The organism is Bacteroides faecichinchillae JCM 17102 (assembly GCF_000614145.1).
In the GTDB taxonomy this organism is placed as follows: Bacteria; Bacteroidota; Bacteroidia; order Bacteroidales; family Bacteroidaceae; genus Bacteroides; species Bacteroides faecichinchillae.
Genome location: NZ_BAKK01000041.1, coordinates 16,616 through 34,989 on the forward strand (window position 1 = coordinate 16,616; position 18,374 = coordinate 34,989).

Below are 18,374 nucleotides of genomic sequence, written 5' to 3' on the forward strand. Positions count from 1 at the left end.
GCTTATGAGGTGTATGGGAATATTTAGAGTATTTCTATTAAGTTGTTTATGCTGTATGGCTATAGGCTTGTCTGCTCAAAGGCCACAAGGTGATGCTACGATCCAAGTTAAGGTGACTATAGTGGATTCAGACAAAAATCCATTGCCGGGAGCTACAGTAAAAGTAGCAGGCAAAGCTCAGGGAGTTATCTCAAATGAAAATGGTGAGGTATCGTTGTGGGTTGATAAAAATGCTGAAATTGAATTTAGCTATGTCGGCATGAAACCTTTAGTAATGCGAGTGACTAAACCTATTTCCGGATATATCACGTTGGAAGATGTAGTGTCTGAATTGGATCAAGTGGTAGTCACAGGATATCAACGTACTACCAAACGTCGTACTACGGGATCATTAGCAACATTAACGGCAAAAGATTTGAAAGGTGCGCCAACAGCGAATTTGGATATGTTGATGCAGGGGAAAATTGCAGGTGTAGATATTAAAGCTGTTTCTGGTCGCCCAGGGGAATCTGCAAAGATTCGTATTCGAGGTACAAATACGATCACAGGTAATGCTGAGCCGCTATGGGTAGTAGATGGAGTTCCTTTACAGAGGGACATACCGAGTATCGAAACTAGCCGAATTAAAGCTGGAGATTTTAATGACATTTTTACGAATGGAATTGCTGGGATTAATCCTAGTGATATCGAATCTGTTACAGTCTTGAAAGATGCTTCTGCAGCTGCTATTTATGGTTCTCGTGCAGCGGGTGGTGTAATTGTTGTGACAACGAAGCGAGGAAAAGAGGGTAAGATGCAAATTAATTATTCTACGAATGTTTCTATTGTTACAAGCCCTCCTAGAGATGCAAACTTGATGAATTCCAAAGAAAAGTTGGCTTGGGAACAAGAATTGTGGGATGAATTTTCTGCAAAAAAGTTTGCAGAGGGTAGTAATTATCCGGTAATAGGTGTTGTGGGGATGATTCGTTCTGGATATAAACAATATGCCGGCATGACCAAGGAACAACAAGATGCAACAATTGAATCTTTGGGAGCACATACGACAGATTGGTTTCAAGAGCTGTTTCAGAATTCTGTATCGCAGAGCCATTATTTGTCTTTATCCGGAGGTTCAGAAAAGAATTCATATTACGTATCACTAGGTTATTCACAGAATAACGGATTAGTGAAGAAAACAGATTATGATCGTTATAATGTAAATGCTAAAATAGACATGAAACCCAATAAACGGGTAAAATTAGGTTTTACGGCTGATATGGCGATGCAACATTCAAACTCCTCTTCATTGGGTGTGGATCCATTCAAGTATGCTTATTTTGCTAATCCATATGAAAAGGTTTATAATGAAGACGGTTCGTATGCAGCAGATAAAACTTATTATAGTTTGTCACATGCTAATGGTTCTTATGATGTAAGATTACCAAAAGATGGATATAACATATTCCGCGAGATCAATGAAACATCCAATAATACGAAAAATATTTCAGCTTCGTTAATTGCTAATTTAAGTGTGAATATTCTCGATAATTTCAGTTTTGAAGGTCTGGCTTCGTATGGTTATGTTTCAAATACGACCGATAATATTAACGGAAAGAATACTTATGCGGCATGGACAGACCGTCCTTTTAAAGATGATAATACAGATCGTATATATGGTTCAATCACACAGACTTCGGCATATAATACCAGTTATAATTTGCGAGGACAGTTGCATTATTTCAATACATTTGCTGAAGATCATTATATCAGTGCTTTGTTGGGAACAGAGATTCGAGGGCAATATGCTAAAAGTATTTATGAAAAACGATATGGGTATGATCCGGTGACGGGTAATTCAGCAACGCCTACTTATCCGTCAGATACTAAGATAGAATATGCTGATTTATTAGCTTATGCTGCTATTATAGATGGGTTGTCGGGACAAAGTATTGTAGAAGATGCATTTGCATCTTTCTATTTTTCATTTGATTATGTGTTTAAACAGCGTTATGTTCTTAGTTTTACAGGGCGTACCGATGGCTCTAATAATTTTGGGAGTAAAGAACAATTTAATCCTACGGGTTCATTAGGTTTGTCGTGGAATGTAGATCAAGAAGCTTTTATGCAATCCTTGAAGTCTGTTATCAGTAGTCTTTCATTTCGTGCTGCATTTGGATATACTGGAAATATAAATAAAAGTGTTTATCCGCAATTAGTAATGGATTATAATTCATCATTCCGTCGGACAGATACAGATTATTATCGTATGGGATATCTGAAGAATGCACCAAATCCACATTTGCGTTGGGAAAAAACAAGAGATATGAAAATATCGATGGATATGGGCTTTTTTAATGATCGTTTCCGTTTGCAGGGAGAACTTTATGATCGTCGGACACGTGATGCAGTTACAACTGTGTATGTTCCTTATACTACGGGATTTTCTACTCAATCTTACAATACTTCGGAGTTATTAAATCAAGGAATTGAAGTTACTTTGAATGCCAATGTTTTAAAAACAAAAGATTGGAATATTTCTGTTTCTACAAATATAGCTTATAATCGGAATAAGTTGTTAAAATATGATGTTAATTCTGGGTATCGTAGTTGGGGAACTAATCATGTGGGTTATCCTTTGGGAGCTATTATTAGTGGGAAGGTAAACAAAATTGATAAAAAATTAGGTGTTTATACATATGAATCACGTCCTGACGCTGTGTTTACAACAGCAGAAGACCGTCGAAATGCTAATAACTATTCTTTTTATTTAGGAACTAGTACTGCTCCTACTAATGGAGGATATTCTATTTCGGTTTCTTATAAAAACTTGAATTTAAGTATAGGAGGAACTTACTCATTAGGCGGGAAAATTTTAAATAATATAAATTGTCCTATTAGTTACAGTACATTATCAGGAAACACTCTAGAGACAATACCAACACAGGAGAATGATTTATATGTCAATCATTTGAATGTGGCGAAAGATGTTGTGAATCGTTGGACGCCGGACAATCCAATTACCAACGGTCATCCGCGTATCATTGATGCGTATGGCGAAGATCTTGGACTGGATGATTTTGTACCATCTATAGATTTTATAACTAAAGCTTCTATGTTAGAAGATGTGTCTTATTTTAAACTTGGTTCGTTAATGATAGGCTATAATTTTACGGGTAAGTGGATGCAGAAAGCACATATTAATTCGTTAGCATTGTCATTCAGTATGAGTAATTTATTTACTATTACAAACTACTCCGGCATTGACCCAGAGACTCCGGGAGCGGTTTATCCCACTCCACGTACATTCTCAATGGGACTTTCTGTCGGATTTTAAATGGAGGAAAACAATGAAGAGAAAGATTATTTTATGGATATATGGACTTATAACATTGTCTTTTATTTCCTGTAGCAATTATTTGGATATCAAACCGTATGGAAAAACAATACCTAAGACATCCGAAGAATTTTCAGCGTTATTACATACTTGGTTGAATGAAATTGATGGAGGAATAGATGAGGCTCTGGTTGGAAATTCGTCGGTGTTATTGGATATGGATGGGGCGTATGGAGATGACTTTGAAGTTTGTCTTACTTCACAGAATGGACGGCTTATGAATGTTTATATAGGAAATTTAGTTGGTTCAATAGCTGCTTCACGACGATATAGTACTTATTATGAAATAATACGTGACTGTAATATTGTTTTGGGAGAAATGGAAGAAAGTGGAACAGCAGAAGCAGGTGAAGTACGTGCTACTGCCTACGCTATGCGTGCTGTTGCTTATTACCAATTATTACGTTTTTATTGTGAAGTGCCGCAAATTGGCAGCTTTGAAAATCAGTTAGGCGTACCTTTGGTGATGTCATTTGATATGGAAGAAAGACCTATTCGTAGTACAATGCAGGAAACAATTGATTTAATTGAATCTGATTTAAATCATTCACTTTCCTATCATATGAAAAATGACCTTTATCGCTTTACAGAAGATGTAGTTAAAGGCTATTTAGCTCGTTTATATTTCTGGACCAAACAATGGGGAAAAGCTTTACCATTAGCGCAAGAGTTACTCACAAAGTATGGATTATTGAAAGGAGATGCTTATAAAAATATGATGTCTACTTCTTATGACCTAGTAGGGAATCAATTATTGAAATCATATCGGATGACTGTTGATATGACTGAAATAACAGCATCAAAAACTTATCTTCAATATCGTCCTGTGAGCAAGAGGTTTTTAAATACATTTACTGAGGAAGAAAAAGTAAGCGATATACGTTATGCACTTTGGGTAAATAATAAAAGGATAGCTATAAAGACCTTCTTTTGTGGTATGCGTATAGCTGAGTTTAAACTAATGGAAGCGGAGTGTTATTACCATTTAGATAAGCCGGAATTGGCATTGCGTTCAATTAATGAACTACGCGCTCATCGTATTAATGATTATAAGGATTTAGAAATGGATAATCTGCCTTCTCTTCAAGATACAGAAATTATTGTAACTGATGCGGAAGGAAATGCTCTGACCCCGTTGATGGGCCTAATTTTACGTGAACGGAGGAAGGAGTTGTTTTTGGAGGGAGACCGATTTTTTGAACAGAAAAGAAACGGTATGCCTGAGTATTGGACAGCATACAATGGTCGCAAATATGTAACTCAAAAGTATATGTATACGCTGCCCATTTCACCTAGGGAGATAGAATTAGTTGATGGGTTAATACAGAATCCCGGATATACAGAATTAAAATGAAAGGAGAAGAGAGTATGAAAAAGAAAATGATCTATGGTGTACTAATTGTTTGCTTGTTATTGACAAACTGTATGTATTCTGCTTGTGAGGATATAGATGAAGTACCGCCAAGAGAAACTGTGGTAAGCAGTGAGATATACAAAATACCGGATCCAGTTGTACTAAATGCAAATGAAACTGCTGTGATTGATGCTATTAAGCAGGAGTATAATGAATATGTATCTCAATAATTATTAATTAAAAAACGATGAAAATTATGAAGAAAATTTTGTTTTATTTATTTGTGATGTGCTCATTAGTAGTTACGTCTTGTTCATCTGATGATGACGATAACTTTGTAGAGTTGATAGAGTTGAATTTTAATCAGGCGCATTATTCTTTAGCTAAAGGTGAAATAGAGTTAAGGCTTATTTCAGATCAACCTGCTTCTGCTACAGTTTCTATACCAGTTTTATTTTCGGGGACAGCAGTGGAAGGTACAGATTTTACAGCGGGTAAATCGATTACATTAAAAGCAGGTGAGACAGAAGCCGTGCTTAAAGTAAAACGTATCGAAGAAAATATTGGTGAAGAAGATAAAGAGTTGATTGTTAACTTGGGAACGGCTCCAGCGGGTTTTAAAGTTGGAGTTGGAAGCTATACATCTGTGGAATTACTTGGCAATACAGGAGTTATTATGTCATTTGATAATGTTTCCGGTATTTTAACCGAAGCTACTTCTTATGGTATTACTCTTGAAACTATGACGGGAGCTGTTTATAAAGTATCAGAGGAAACAAGATTTGATATAGAGGTTGATCCTTCTTCTACTGCAGTGGAAGGTACTCATTTCTCGTTTGATGGTGGTAAGTATGCTACTGTTCTTAAAAATAAAAACAAAGGAACTGTATCTGTTAAATTCCTGAAGAAGGAAGAAGGAAAAGATAAACTGGTGTTACGCTTGGTAGAAAGAGATGGATATGCTTATGGTAATAATGCTTCCATTATAATTACTATTAGCGGTCCGTATATATTAACTGGCACATGGGCATTTGATAAAATATCTAATTTAACATTCTATCAAAATATGTGGGGAGAAGATATTACTAAATTTCCAACAGGAACTTCTGCGGATCAGATTAAATTTGAGGGTAATTCTTATCAAGAATATACTTTTATTCCTACTTTAAGTGGTGACCTGAAAAACTATTTTGGTACAGAATCTTGTACGGTAACTTATAAAGGGGAACTTGAAAAGACAATTGAGGAAGAGAGTACTCGATATCAAGTAACTGCGAAAATAGCAGTATTACAGTTTCCTTCAGTTAATGTAAATTTTTCTGCTAATAATACTAGTAATCGTGCGGCAGTTGTTGGTTTCCGCATTATAAAGTCAGACGGAAAAGATATACTTGAATGTACTATTGATGATTTTGAACCTACGGATTTTATGACGAATACTTATGATATGATGAAAGACTATGGAGAAGATCCTATTATGAAATTAGCTCCACTTCGTTTGCATTTCACTCGGGTCAAATAAATGACTGTAAATAACTAGTATAATGAAGAGGCTGAATTTTAAGACTTTCAGTTTTAATTTGATGAAGTTTTAGAATTCAGCCTCATATTGAATGATTGAGGTACTTTTTGATCATTCTTGTTTCCGTGGATAATCAATCGTATAATGCAGTCCCCGGCTTTCTTTCCGTTCCATAGCCTGACGTGTAATCAGATAACCTACATTAATCATATTACGAAGTTCGCAAAGTTCACGGGTAGCTTTACTGCTCTTAAATAGCTTTTCCGTTTCTTCATAAAGAATATCCAGACGATTCCAAGCACGGGTCAGACGAAGATTACTGCGGACGATACCGACATAAGATTCCATAATCTGATTGACTTCCTTCATGCTTTGAGTGATCAGTACCCGTTCTTCCGTAGAAATCGTTCCTTCGTCATTCCACTCCGGAATGTCTTCATTAAAGTCATAGCGTTCAAGTACGCTTAAAGCATGTTTGGCAGCTGCATCAGCATAAACCACGGCTTCTATCAACGAATTGGAAGCCAAACGATTTCCACCGTGCAGACCGGTACATGAACATTCACCCAGTGCGTACAAGCGACGGATACTGGATTGACCATCCAGATCGACTGTGATGCCTCCGCAAAGATAATGAGCGGCCGGAGCTACTGGTATATAATCTTTGGTAATATCGATGCCGAGGCTAAGGCATTTTTTATAGATATTCGGGAAGTGCTTTTTGGTTTCTTCCGGGTCTTTATGTGTTACGTCGAGATAAACATGGTCGTCTCCGCGTTGTTTCATTTCATTGTCGATGGCACGTGCTACAATGTCGCGTGGTGCTAATGACAGGCGTGAATCGTATTTCTGCATAAACTCCTTGCCATCCTGTGTACGGAGTACGGCACCATAGCCACGCATAGCTTCCGTGATGAGAAAACTTGGGCGGTCTCCCGGATGGAAAAGCGCTGTGGGGTGGAACTGAATAAATTCCATATCATTTACTGCACCTTTGGCACGATAAACCATAGCGATTCCATCTCCTGTGGCTACTAACGGATTAGTTGTATTGCGATAAACGGCTTCACATCCGCCGGTTGCCATTACCGTTACTTTGGAGAGGAATGTATCTACTTCTCCGGTAGCTTCGTTTAATACATACGCACCGTAGCATTTAATACCGGGCGTATAACGGGTTACAATAATTCCCAAATGATGTTGGGTAATGATTTCTACTGCGAAGAAGTTTTCGAATACAGTAATGTTCGGATGGTTTTTCACCGTTTCAATCAGGCTGTCCTGTATCTCTGCCCCAGTGTTATCTTTATGGTGAAGGATACGGAACTCAGAGTGGCCGCCTTCTTTGTGCAAGTCGAAATCTCCGTTCTCCTTCTTATCAAAGTTTACTCCCCACTTGATCAGTTCGTTGATTTGTTCGGGAGCGTTACGGACTACTTTTTCTACTGCTGTACGGTCACTAATCCAGTCACCTGCAATCATCGTATCTTCAATGTGCTTTTCGAAATTGTCTACTGCAAGATTAGTAACAGAAGCGATACCGCCCTGGGCGAAAAATGTATTGGCTTCTTCTAATCCAGCTTTACAGATAAGAGCAACTTTACCTTTGTGCGCAACTTTCAGCGCAAAACTCATACCGGCAATTCCGGAGCCGATGACGAGGAAATCGAACTTTCTTACCATAATTTTGTTATTTCTCACCGCAAAGCTACAAAATAACTCACTTCGTTGTACTTTTCGTTGTCACTAATTCATAAAATTGCTACCTTGCACGCAAAAATCTGACAAAATGAATCGAATATTTCATGCTCGTATTGCTTGGTATCAGTATTTTGCTTTGGCGTTGTTTACAGTGAATGCTGTTGCTGCTTTATGGTGCAAATATATCTTGCCGGCGGTGTTTATGGTGTTATTGTTGATCGTATTGATAGAACAGATTATTCATACTGTTTATACTGTAACTTCGGACGGAACACTAATTATACATCAGGGACGTTTTAGCCGTAAGAAAGTCATTCCTATTTCCAAGATTGGTTTTATTGAGCAATGCCATTCCATGAAATTCGGTCGGTTTTCAGTGACTCGTTATGTGCTGATAAAATATGATGAAAGAAAATATGAAGCACTAATGCCTGTCAAAGAACAGGAATTTATGCAGTTGATTGAAAAAAGGATGTTGAGTGAGAAACTTGATTCTAAAAGATGATTTAGAACTCATATTCTCTTCTTGAACATATTCTGAGGACGATTGCTGGACATCTAATATGTGTCAGTCCGATTATATGTCTAGCATACAGAGTATAAAGATTAAATCAATGAACCATAAATCATATATAAAATTTATATAAATTATTTACTATGAAATACCAAGTGATCATTATTGGTGGAGGTCCTGCAGGATATACAGCTGCCGAAGTTGCCGGTAAAGCCGGTTTGAATGTATTGCTAATCGAGAAAAATAGTTTGGGTGGTGTCTGTTTGAATGAAGGTTGTATTCCTACAAAAACATTACTTTATTCTGCAAAAACGTTCGATAGCGCCAAACATGCTTCAAAATATGCAGTGAATATATCAGAAGTCTCTTTTGATTTACCCAAAATTATTGCAAGGAAAACGAAAGTAGTACGTAAATTAGTGCTGGGAGTAAAGGCAAAGCTGACTTCAAATAATGTGACTATTGTATCAGGTGAAGCTCAAATTATTGATAAGAACACAATTCGTTGTGGTGAAGAGGTATTTGAAGGAGAAAATCTGGTACTTTGTACAGGTTCCGAGACTTTTATTCCTCCTATTCCCGGTGTAGAGTCGATAGATTATTGGACACATCGCGAAGCATTGAACAATAAAGAATTACCGTCTTCTTTGGCCATCGTCGGTGGCGGAGTGATCGGAATGGAGTTTGCTTCGTTCTTTAATAGTCTGGGAGTAGAGGTGACCATCATTGAGATGATGGATGAAATTCTGAGTGGCATGGATAAAGAGCTTTCCGGCATGTTGCGGGCTGAATATGCAAAGCGGGGAATTAAATTCCTGCTTAGTACGAAGGTTACAAGTTTCTCCCCGTCACTCTCTCAAGAAGGGATAAGATATACCTATAAACCTATGTTGGAGAACGAACCTTCAGATTGCCTTTCTCAACCAGAAGAAAGTTTTGGAGAGACTGATCGTTTACTACTTAGTGTGGGGCGCCGTCCTGTGACGAAAGGTTTCGGGCTTGAAAACCTTCATCTGGAAAGAACAGAGCGTGGAGCTATTAGAATAAATGCTCAAATGCAGACTTCCGAACCCAATGTGTATGTTTGCGGTGACCTGACCGGTTTTTCTTTATTGGCTCATACTGCTGTTCGTGAAGCAGAAGTAGCTATACATTCTATTTTAGGCAAAAAAGACAGTATGAGTTATCGTGCTATTCCGGGAGTGGTTTATACCAATCCGGAGATTGCGGGAGTAGGCGAAACAGAAGAATCTGCTCTGGCGAAAGGGATCAATTATCGGATTGTGAAACTTCCGATGGCTTATTCCGGTCGTTTTGTGGCGGAAAATGAAGGGGTGAATGGAGTTTGTAAAATACTTCTGGACGAACAAGAACGAATTATAGGTGCACATGTAATGGGGAATCCGGCTTCGGAGATTATTACACTTGCCGGAACTGCCATTGAATTAGGACTGACGGCTGAACAATGGAAAAAGATAGTCTTCCCTCACCCTACTGTAGGTGAAATTTTCAGGGAGGTATTGTAAGGTTGATTTTGTCATCCTGAACTTGTGGAGGATTTTTTCTTTTTGAATACAGAGAGAAAACATTTATTCTAGAAAAGTTTATTTCTCCTTACGGTCGTCTAAAAGCAAAAGGTGTTTTGAGCGAAGCTAATGACAGATACTATAATTGATCTTAGTATGAATTAATTATGTTGTGTAACTTATAACTGTTTTATATAAATTAGAAGATAAAATGAGAAAGTGTGTTGTTTGGGTTTTCTTATCGTTGCTTGTATGTATGACTATGATCAACTGTTCAATTCAGAAAAGGAGAAATATTCCGGCAAATGAGTATTTCATTTATGGAAAGTTGAAGAATGTTCCGGATAGTGTTGTCATTGGTTTGTACGTGAGTGAAGGGAATATTATAAAATTGCTGTCTCAAGATACCTTGACCAATGGAGAGTTTTCATTTCGTGACACCATTTCGGACACTCGACAGTTATTAATAATGTCTAAAAGCAAAGGCTTTCCCGGTATATGGTTGAACGTGTGGGTAGCACCGGGGAAGTATATTGAAATCAGTGGTCAAGATAAACTTTTGAGAACCTGGACGATAGAAAGTGATATTCCCGAACAATTGGAAGAGAACCGTTTTATGGATTGTGCCATGACGCAGCAAAGAGAATTGATGCAACATTTAGCTGCCAGTTATGATTGGCAGCGTATGATGTTTATTGATCATCCGGGAGATGAAGAGTTTGCTAAAAAAGCATGGGCTAAAATAGATTCTATTCGGAAGCTGGAAAATCCGCTGCAAAAGGAAATCTGGAAAAAAGAAATGGAATATATGAAAAGTGCTCCCGTTTCTAAGGTTTGGATTAATAATTTGTTACTGTATGCTTCTATGATGAAATATGAGAATATTATGCCCTATAAGGATGAGGTGAAAGAGCTTTATACCAGAATGTCCGATGAAGAGAAACAAACACCTGCCGGACAGGAAATTACTCAATATATTTATCCACCTGTTACTGTTGGCGTGGGAGATGCAATGGTGGATGGAGATTTATATGACAGTGCGGATGCGTTACATCACCTTGCAGAGTTTAAAGGAAATTACATCTTACTTGATTTCTGGAGTAGCGGTTGCGGACCTTGTGTACAATCTATACCTGAAATGAAGAAGATTGTAGCAATGTATAAAGACAAACTTGTAGTAGTCAGTATCAGTGAAGATCCGAAAGACAACTGGAAAGAATATATAAAAAATAAGGGTATGGAAGGTAATCAGTGGAATGAACTCCGTAGAGGACGTACCGGGCTTGCAGCAAGCTATCAGGTGAACGGAATACCGTATTATGTACTTATTGCCCCTGACGGAAAGATTCAAGATGTGTGGTCGGGATATGGAGAAGGGTCGCTTTTAGATAAAGTGAAACAGAATATTAAGTAATTGAGGAAGATTATAGAGGAAATATGAAGAAACAGTTTTATGTGAGGAAAACTTTTATATCGGTTGTATTGTCTATCTGTTTTTTGCCCTTATGGGGACAGAGTGACTTTTCTCAAATTGATTCATTAATCAAAAAGATGCTTCCCGTAGCCTCTGAAGTCGGGATATCTGTTTATGATCTGACGGCAAAGACTCCATTATATAATTTTCGTGCTGATAAACTCTCCCGTCCTGCTTCGACAATGAAGTTACTGACGGCAATTACTGCTCTGTCCCGTCCCGAAGCTGATGATCCTTTTCGTACAGAGGTGTGGTATGACGGTGTGATAGAGCATGATACTTTGCAAGGCAATCTATATGTTGTAGGAGGATTTGATCCTGAATTTGACGAACTGGCAATGGATTCGCTGGTAAGAGAGGTGATCACTTTCCCTTTTTCGGTGATTAACGGACAGGTCTATGGAGATGTATCCATGAAAGACTCACTTTATTGGGGAAGCGGTTGGGCATGGGATGATAATCCGGAAGCTTATCAACCTTATTTGTCTCCGTTAATGTATTGTAAAGGTATTGTTGAAGTGGAAGTTGCCCCAGGAGCTCAACAGGGAGATTCGGCAAGAGTCTTTTGTAAACCGATCTCTTCTTATTATACAGTGACGAATCAGGCAAAAACACATACTCCGTCTGCCGGAAAGTTCTCTGTTTCACGTGATTGGCTTACTAATGGGAATAATATCATTGTAAAAGGTAATATGGATGGTATTCGTAAATCCTGGGTCAATGTTTATGATTCAAAGTGTTACTTCATGCACGCATTTCTTGAACGACTTCAGGGGCGTGGAATTGTAGTTCCCCAATCGTATGGTTTTGCTGAAATTCCTCTTGCTGGGGTACAAAAGATGAGTAGTCGGGAAACTCCGGTGCAAGACGTTTTGAATCAATTGATGAAGGAAAGTGATAATTTGAATGCAGAAGCTTTTCTTTGTCGTCTGGGGGCGCAAGCTACAGGTAAGAAATATGTAACGGCTAAAGACGGGATTACCGAGATTATGAATCTGATTGAGCAATTGGGACACGATCCGAAAGACTATAAGATTGCAGATGGTTGCGGATTATCGAATTATGACTATCTCACTCCTGCCCTGCTTGTAGATTTCCTGAAATATGCTTATTCTCAGACTGACATTTTTCAGAAGTTGTATAAATCACTTCCCATTGCCGGAATCGACGGGACGTTGCAAAACCGAATGAAAGGAACCGTTGCTTATAAGAATGTACATGCAAAAACCGGATCGTATACAGCTATTAATGCATTGGCAGGATATTTGAGAATGAAGAACGGTCATGAAGTCGCATTTGCCATTATGAATCAGAATGTGCTTTCAGCAGCTAAAGCAAGAGCTTTTCAGGATAAGGTTTGCGAAATAATAATCGGGCGTTGATGATCGAATTAAGTGTTAGTTCTCTTTTTTTTAAAGAAAATACTGTTTTGTTTGAACGTTTCCTTTCTTCGCGTGTATGCTTTGTCGGTACCGTTCTATTGAAAACAATGTCGAATTAAAAAAGAGTAAATGATGAAAACTATCAAATATCTGTTGTTTATCCTGTTTTGTTGTTACACTACACTGTCATATTCTCAAGTTGAGTCGGCTTTAAATGACAACATATTATCTCCGGACTCAATTGCAAAGGTTGTAAAAAGTATGCGTGATAAGCTGGATCAAGCAAAACAAAAAGTGAAAGATAACCCTAAAGACGAAAGAGCATGGCTGGAATATTCGGGAGTACTTCAAATACTTAAAAGTGTTTCATTGATGCAGTCAATGAAACCATCGGTAAAGTATCCGGCTCCGGACTCGGATATCCAAAAGGAAATGGATGAAATGCTGGAAGGTATGAAGCAAAATATACCTAATACTGCTACTTATGCTATTACGCGGAACTCGAATATTAAGCCGGGTGAACAGAGAATGTCATTTGACGAGATCATAGAGAAATGGCCTGATGCTGTCTTACATTATCCTACTTATGTGGCTGTGTCATTGAGAGATGAAAAACGGTTGAAAGAGATCTGTAAACGTTGGTATGAATCCGGAGAATTTCCTCCCCAGCAACTGAACTTTGCCTATAATGAGTTAGCTTCGGCAGAGAAAAATGCTATTATTTTTATGGGGGGGTGCTTTGATTTGTACGGTGTCAGGGTACTTCAGAGTGTAAAAGACCAGTTTGCGGATAAGAAGATTATTATGTATCCTTTCTTGACCAACTCCTTTTCTATAGATAAAGTAACTGAAGAGTTGGGGATACCTAAATATAGAAAGGCAGAAAATGATACAATCTCATATGCTTCGCCCGGTGACTTTATGAAAAGCTACTCCAGAGAACTCAAAGGAGTGATAGAACATTTTGCTAAGTATAGCAATCGGCCTATTTATTTTACGATAACAATGGATGAAATGGCTAAAAATGCTCTTAAAGATAATTTGCATTCCGAAGGCCTGTTAATGAAATATTCTTCCAAACCCTATGATAATCTGGCAGTTATGCGGCGGAACTTTGAGAATGTGTATTTGATGGATTATCTGCGTGAGTCTTTTTATCCTCAAACTCTTGCTGTGTCAGCCTTTGATCCTAAAGTGAATGACGGACTTAATCTTTATTATATCCCTGCCCTTAAAGCTCTGTTACAATTCTACAAAGAGTCGGAAGATCATAATCATTATGATAAACTGTATTCAATTCTGCGGACTGTTATCGACGATGCGAAATCTTGTACCAAAGAAGTGCGGGAGCAGTATTTGAAAAGTATTAATTCCTGAGTAAACTGATAAGAAATATGAGGCGATTTATCTATTTATTATATTTTCTCATCATTTTGGGACAGGTAGCAACTGCCCAGAATACAAAGCCTCTGGAGATATCTTTGATGGGATATCCTATATCTTTGGAGATTTCCTGGTATCAGACGCAGAAGGAAGCCTGGAAAATAGAATTGAAGAAAGATAAAAGGAATGAAAAGGCATGGGATAACTACGCGTACGCCTGTTTTGCAATATGGCAAACGGAAGAGGATTCTTCAAAGAAGCAGGAATTTCGAAAGGAATTGAGTACGTGTATAAAAAAAATGAAGAAGTTTATTCCTGATACTCGTACCTACTATCGTTATTTCCTGTTGCAGAACACTGATTCACAGCAACAGGAACGCATTCATCAACAGATACTTTCTTTAAAACGGACTTGTGAACGGGATTTTCTGGATGACATACGTTATTGTTACGAGATGCATCAGATAGAAAAGATGAAAGAGATAGCTTATGAATGGTATAAGAGTGGTTTGTTTTCTTCCGATCTTCTCTCCTATTGTTACAACGAGTTAGTCGGTCTGGAGAGAAATTCTGTACTCGTTTCCGAACCGACATTAAGTATATTTTATCATCATTTACTTCAATATGGACTAGGACTATTTGCGGATATTGAGATCATATCCTCGGTCGATTTAATGAAACCCGAACAGGCAAGTGGTTTTGGGAGAAGCAGGGTGTAGATCTGAAAATCTTTTCAGATAGTAAAAAGATAGCACCCGGAGCGGAATATTTTCTGGAAAAAGAAAAACGCCCGGTGTATTTCAGCCAATTTGTGTTTCAAAAGGATCTGTTAGAAGCTTTGAAGAACAAGTTATATTCCGAAGGATTAGTATTAAAGTATTCATTGAAGCCATATAATAACATAGCAGTTGCGAGAAAGAATTATGAGCAGGTTTATTTATTAGATTATTTGCGTCGTCCATGGGTATGCTATCATCCGGGTATTACGTACAATATGACTGCTAATTGGAATTATATTATCTCCTTTGCACCATTGCTACAATTCTATCGTACAAGTGGGGATAAAAACCAATATGTGAAGTTGAAGAATCTGTTGCAGGGTATTTTGGATCATACTCGTTTTTCTAAAGCTGCTACTGAATATGAGAAAATGATAGAAGCAGTAATGGCTCGTCAATTGGAAATGAAGGAGAAAGGAGAGTCTGTTATTAAAATTGTTGATAGGAGAGACGAATTTCAGAAACTTATAGACGGAGTGGAACCATGATGTTATTCAGAACTTTCAAACATGACGAAACGGACGAGCAACTCATGGAACGGTTTGTCACTAAAAGGAGTGAAAAAGCCTTTGAAGAGCTTTATAAGAGGTACGCTCCCCGGTTGAAGGGATTTTTCATGCGGATGTTTTCCGGTAATGCAGCTTTGGCAGATGATTTTCTACAGGAATTGTTTCTTCGTATTTATGAAGCAAGAGACAGTTATCAACAAGGAAAATGTTTTTCTACATGGGTTTTCTCTATGGCGTACAATCTCTGTAAAAATGAATATCGACATCGTGAGATTGTAGAAGAATATATGTCTCAACAGTCCTATATGGAAGAAAAAGATTATTGCGTTTCTCCGGAATTTGAGACTGTTTATGATCGGCAAGTGTTTAATGAACAATTGAAAAAGATCCTCACAAGCCTGACAGACGAGCAACGAGCAGCGTATACTCTTCGATATGAAGAGGAACTTTCGGTCCAGGAAATTGCACAAGTGCTCCATTGTCCCGAGGAACAGTGAAATCCCGCTTATTTTATACATTAAGAATATTGCAGCATTCATTATCTAACTATAACCCCCAAACAAGTGATTATGAAAAATGATGATTTAGAAAGATTGGAAGAATCACAGGAAATACAACGGTTGATTCGTTCTGCGAAGAAACAATATGAACAGGAAAAGGTGGATTATTCTCCTGTCTCTTTTTCTTTTGTTATGGAGTCTATCAGGAAAAAGCAAAATCAAAAGAAAAAGTTGCGAATTTCCCCTTGGTGGCTGACTGCTGCCTGTTTGTTAGGCTGGATAATCGGTTATGCGTTTTCGGGTGGACAAGAATCACAGCCGGATAATCGGTTGGCTATTACGGATACAGTAATCGTCGTACACGAAAAGATAGATACTGTATATCAAAAAGTAGAAACGCAGCCAACGAAGGTATTAACTGCTACTCACAACGTAGAAAAACTTGTGTCTTCAGAAAAAGTGGCTACTCAAAATGAAAAAACAAACAGACAGACAGTACCGGTTCTGATATCTCCTGAGTTTTTGCAGCCACAAATGAGTATGCCGGACCCGGAAAGCGATTGTTATGCAGCAAATGGAATGACTGTTGCCGAAGATAATTATCCGATTCATTTGCTAATGACTGTACAATCTAGATAGAGATAGTAAGTAAATGTCTCTAACTGATAAGATAGAAAAGACTAAGTATAAAAGATATAGTCGAACTATTAGTTTCATGCAGTGAAACTAATAGTTTCACACCGAGGAACTAAAGGTTTCAAAGAGTGAAACCTTTAGTTTCGAATATATGAAACTTGTATTATAATATGAAAATAGTGATAGGAACTAAATTCATGTTATCTTAGCTTTTTTCTGTTTCCATAGATTTCTTTAAATCTTTCTTCTGCCCTATTCGCCCGTATTCTTTCTGTAGCTCTTTCTGCTTTTCCTGAATGAGAGTAATGGTGAGGTAAAACGTCTGTCCACTCTCCAAAAAACAAGTAATGCAAAGATAGCAAGACTATGATTTTTCCAAAAAACGGATGGAATGGGTACAATATGCCCTAATCTCCCTATTCTTATAATAGCATCTTAAACACATGACAGCCAGTGTATTCTGTTGCTAAACAGCAAAATGAAAGTGACAATAGAAATGCTGCAGATGTGTATTGTCACTCTATTGTCACCGGTCTATTGTCACCATATTACAACTGATTCTCAGATGTATAACACTTAAAAGTGACAAATGACAATAAAATAACCGTTTTGCAATGCTTAGTAGTCGTAGTTAATTGTTGCGGCATAGTAAGATGTCCCCTCCTGAGTCATTTAATATATTGTTGGGGCTTTAAAAACTTATTCTCACGCTTCGGTTAATTTGCTGTTGTTAGTCTTTCTGTTAGTAATTATCTTGCTATAACTACAATTCCTTTAGATTTGTTGGCGTATTGCACTTACATATACTATTATTTAGCTAATAGTTATTAGTAAAACAGTATAAAATACTAATATTATATTTGGGATTTACAATATAGTTAGTATATTTGCATTATAACAACGCGTATAGTTAGTGTGTATAATAAATATATTTGTTATTCACAAACCGATACACGAGTTTTGCGCGCAAATACACTAACTATTTTAATCATTTATAAAGGAGGAATCAATATGAAACATAATACACTGAGGTCTTAGAGTTGTTTGGCAGCCCCAGGCATAAATTTTGTTAAAAGCTCTGCTCTCATCGGATTTTTTACGGTCCCGTTAGTAATACCTGACAGAAGGCTTCCATATTCTTACGGCCTGCATCGGCTTATGCGTAACAGCATGTGACAACAGCCGGAAATAAAACAGATATTATAAACTATAAACATCCTGATAACAATTATACCATGAACACATTAACTATTCATAGAACACCAAAGTCCCCCTTCTTCATTAGGAAAACGGAAGAATTGCAGCTTGTCAGCAAAAAGAAATTTGAAGCACTACCCGTTCAAACGTATTCGCGTACTGCCACAAATACCTTGCTTAATAATGTCCATCCGAACCAATGGAAACTTTATCGGCAACAGTGCCGCCCTCCTCCGTTCCCGTCCCTGTAAGATTTATTCGTCATCACAAAGTGTAAGAATGACTTGATTGAACGGTCGAAGACTGTAGAACTTCACTAAGTAGATAAGCCACTCCTACAGTGAGTTGAAAGGTCTCGTATGCCCCCTTCCCAACAATCCGGGAAAGCATGCGGACGAATACATCAACATGTCCGAGGACCAATGGCTGGCGGGAAAGCTGAAGCGGGTGGACCGTTACAAGGATAACGGCTTTTTATTATCCACTACGGAGTATGAGTACGAACATGTCAGTACGGGGGG

Annotated in this window: 14 protein-coding genes; 13 read left to right on the forward strand and 1 reads right to left on the reverse strand. The window is 37.8% G+C overall.

What is annotated here, in order from left to right; genetic code table 11:
• Window positions 1-4 precede the first annotated feature (4 nt).
• From JCM17102_RS16780 to JCM17102_RS16795, 4 genes are read left to right on the forward strand one after another with little or no spacing between them, the layout of a single operon-like run.
• Window positions 5-3,316, forward strand: coding sequence for a SusC/RagA family TonB-linked outer membrane protein (locus tag JCM17102_RS16780; protein ID WP_025076003.1), 3,312 nt, complete (start codon window positions 5-7; stop codon window positions 3,314-3,316).
• A 13-nt stretch (window positions 3,317-3,329) separates the two neighbouring features.
• Complete coding sequence (locus JCM17102_RS16785; RefSeq protein ID WP_025076004.1) at window positions 3,330-4,730, forward strand: RagB/SusD family nutrient uptake outer membrane protein; 1,401 nt, start codon at window positions 3,330-3,332, stop codon at window positions 4,728-4,730.
• A gap of 14 nt (window positions 4,731-4,744) precedes the next feature.
• Window positions 4,745-4,960, forward strand: coding sequence for a hypothetical protein (locus tag JCM17102_RS16790; RefSeq protein ID WP_136498610.1), 216 nt, complete (start codon window positions 4,745-4,747; stop codon window positions 4,958-4,960).
• A 26-nt stretch (window positions 4,961-4,986) separates the two neighbouring features.
• Window positions 4,987-6,252, forward strand: a complete 1,266-nt coding sequence (locus JCM17102_RS16795; RefSeq protein ID WP_159106351.1) for a Calx-beta domain-containing protein — start codon at window positions 4,987-4,989, stop codon at window positions 6,250-6,252.
• 111 nt (window positions 6,253-6,363) lie between these two features.
• Here the strand turns inward: JCM17102_RS16795 and nadB are convergent, their stop codons facing one another.
• Window positions 6,364-7,935 (reverse strand): L-aspartate oxidase, encoded by a 1,572-nt coding sequence (gene nadB, locus JCM17102_RS16800; RefSeq protein WP_025076007.1) that lies wholly within the window; start codon window positions 7,933-7,935, stop codon window positions 6,364-6,366.
• A 106-nt stretch (window positions 7,936-8,041) separates the two neighbouring features.
• Here nadB and JCM17102_RS16805 point away from each other — a divergent pair, with 106 nt between their 5' ends.
• The 9 genes from JCM17102_RS16805 (at window position 8,042) to JCM17102_RS16840 (ending at window position 16,659) form a co-directional block, all read left to right on the forward strand.
• Window positions 8,042-8,458, forward strand: coding sequence for a PH domain-containing protein (locus JCM17102_RS16805; RefSeq protein ID WP_025076008.1), 417 nt, complete (start codon window positions 8,042-8,044; stop codon window positions 8,456-8,458).
• Between the two features lie 152 nt (window positions 8,459-8,610).
• On the forward strand, window positions 8,611-9,993 hold the full coding sequence (gene lpdA, locus JCM17102_RS16810; protein WP_025076009.1) for a dihydrolipoyl dehydrogenase: 1,383 nt from the start codon (window positions 8,611-8,613) through the stop codon (window positions 9,991-9,993).
• 211 nt (window positions 9,994-10,204) lie between these two features.
• The gene (locus JCM17102_RS16815; RefSeq protein WP_025076010.1) at window positions 10,205-11,407 is read left to right on the forward strand and encodes a TlpA family protein disulfide reductase; all 1,203 of its coding nucleotides are present in this window, start codon (window positions 10,205-10,207) and stop codon (window positions 11,405-11,407) included.
• 23 nt (window positions 11,408-11,430) lie between these two features.
• Window positions 11,431-12,849 carry a D-alanyl-D-alanine carboxypeptidase/D-alanyl-D-alanine endopeptidase gene (gene dacB, locus JCM17102_RS16820; protein ID WP_373278906.1) on the forward strand — a complete coding sequence of 473 codons (1,419 nt, stop codon included), beginning with the start codon at window positions 11,431-11,433 and terminating at the stop codon, window positions 12,847-12,849.
• A gap of 129 nt (window positions 12,850-12,978) precedes the next feature.
• Window positions 12,979-14,226, forward strand: coding sequence for a hypothetical protein (locus tag JCM17102_RS16825; RefSeq protein ID WP_247646061.1), 1,248 nt, complete (start codon window positions 12,979-12,981; stop codon window positions 14,224-14,226).
• 17 nt (window positions 14,227-14,243) lie between these two features.
• Complete coding sequence (locus JCM17102_RS29150; protein WP_051572974.1) at window positions 14,244-14,951, forward strand: hypothetical protein; 708 nt, start codon at window positions 14,244-14,246, stop codon at window positions 14,949-14,951.
• A 119-nt stretch (window positions 14,952-15,070) separates the two neighbouring features.
• Entirely contained in the window at window positions 15,071-15,499 is a 429-nt protein-coding gene (locus JCM17102_RS29155; RefSeq protein ID WP_148302073.1) for a hypothetical protein, read from the forward strand.
• Window positions 15,496-16,017, forward strand: coding sequence for an RNA polymerase sigma factor (locus tag JCM17102_RS28085; RefSeq protein WP_275564411.1), 522 nt, complete (start codon window positions 15,496-15,498; stop codon window positions 16,015-16,017). The genes JCM17102_RS29155 and JCM17102_RS28085 overlap by 4 nt, the downstream gene beginning before the upstream one ends.
• A 72-nt stretch (window positions 16,018-16,089) precedes the next feature.
• Window positions 16,090-16,659: a hypothetical protein gene (locus tag JCM17102_RS16840; RefSeq protein ID WP_025076013.1), complete on the forward strand. Its 570-nt coding sequence runs from the start codon at window positions 16,090-16,092 to the stop codon at window positions 16,657-16,659.
• The last annotated feature ends 1,715 nt before the right edge of the window (window positions 16,660-18,374 follow it).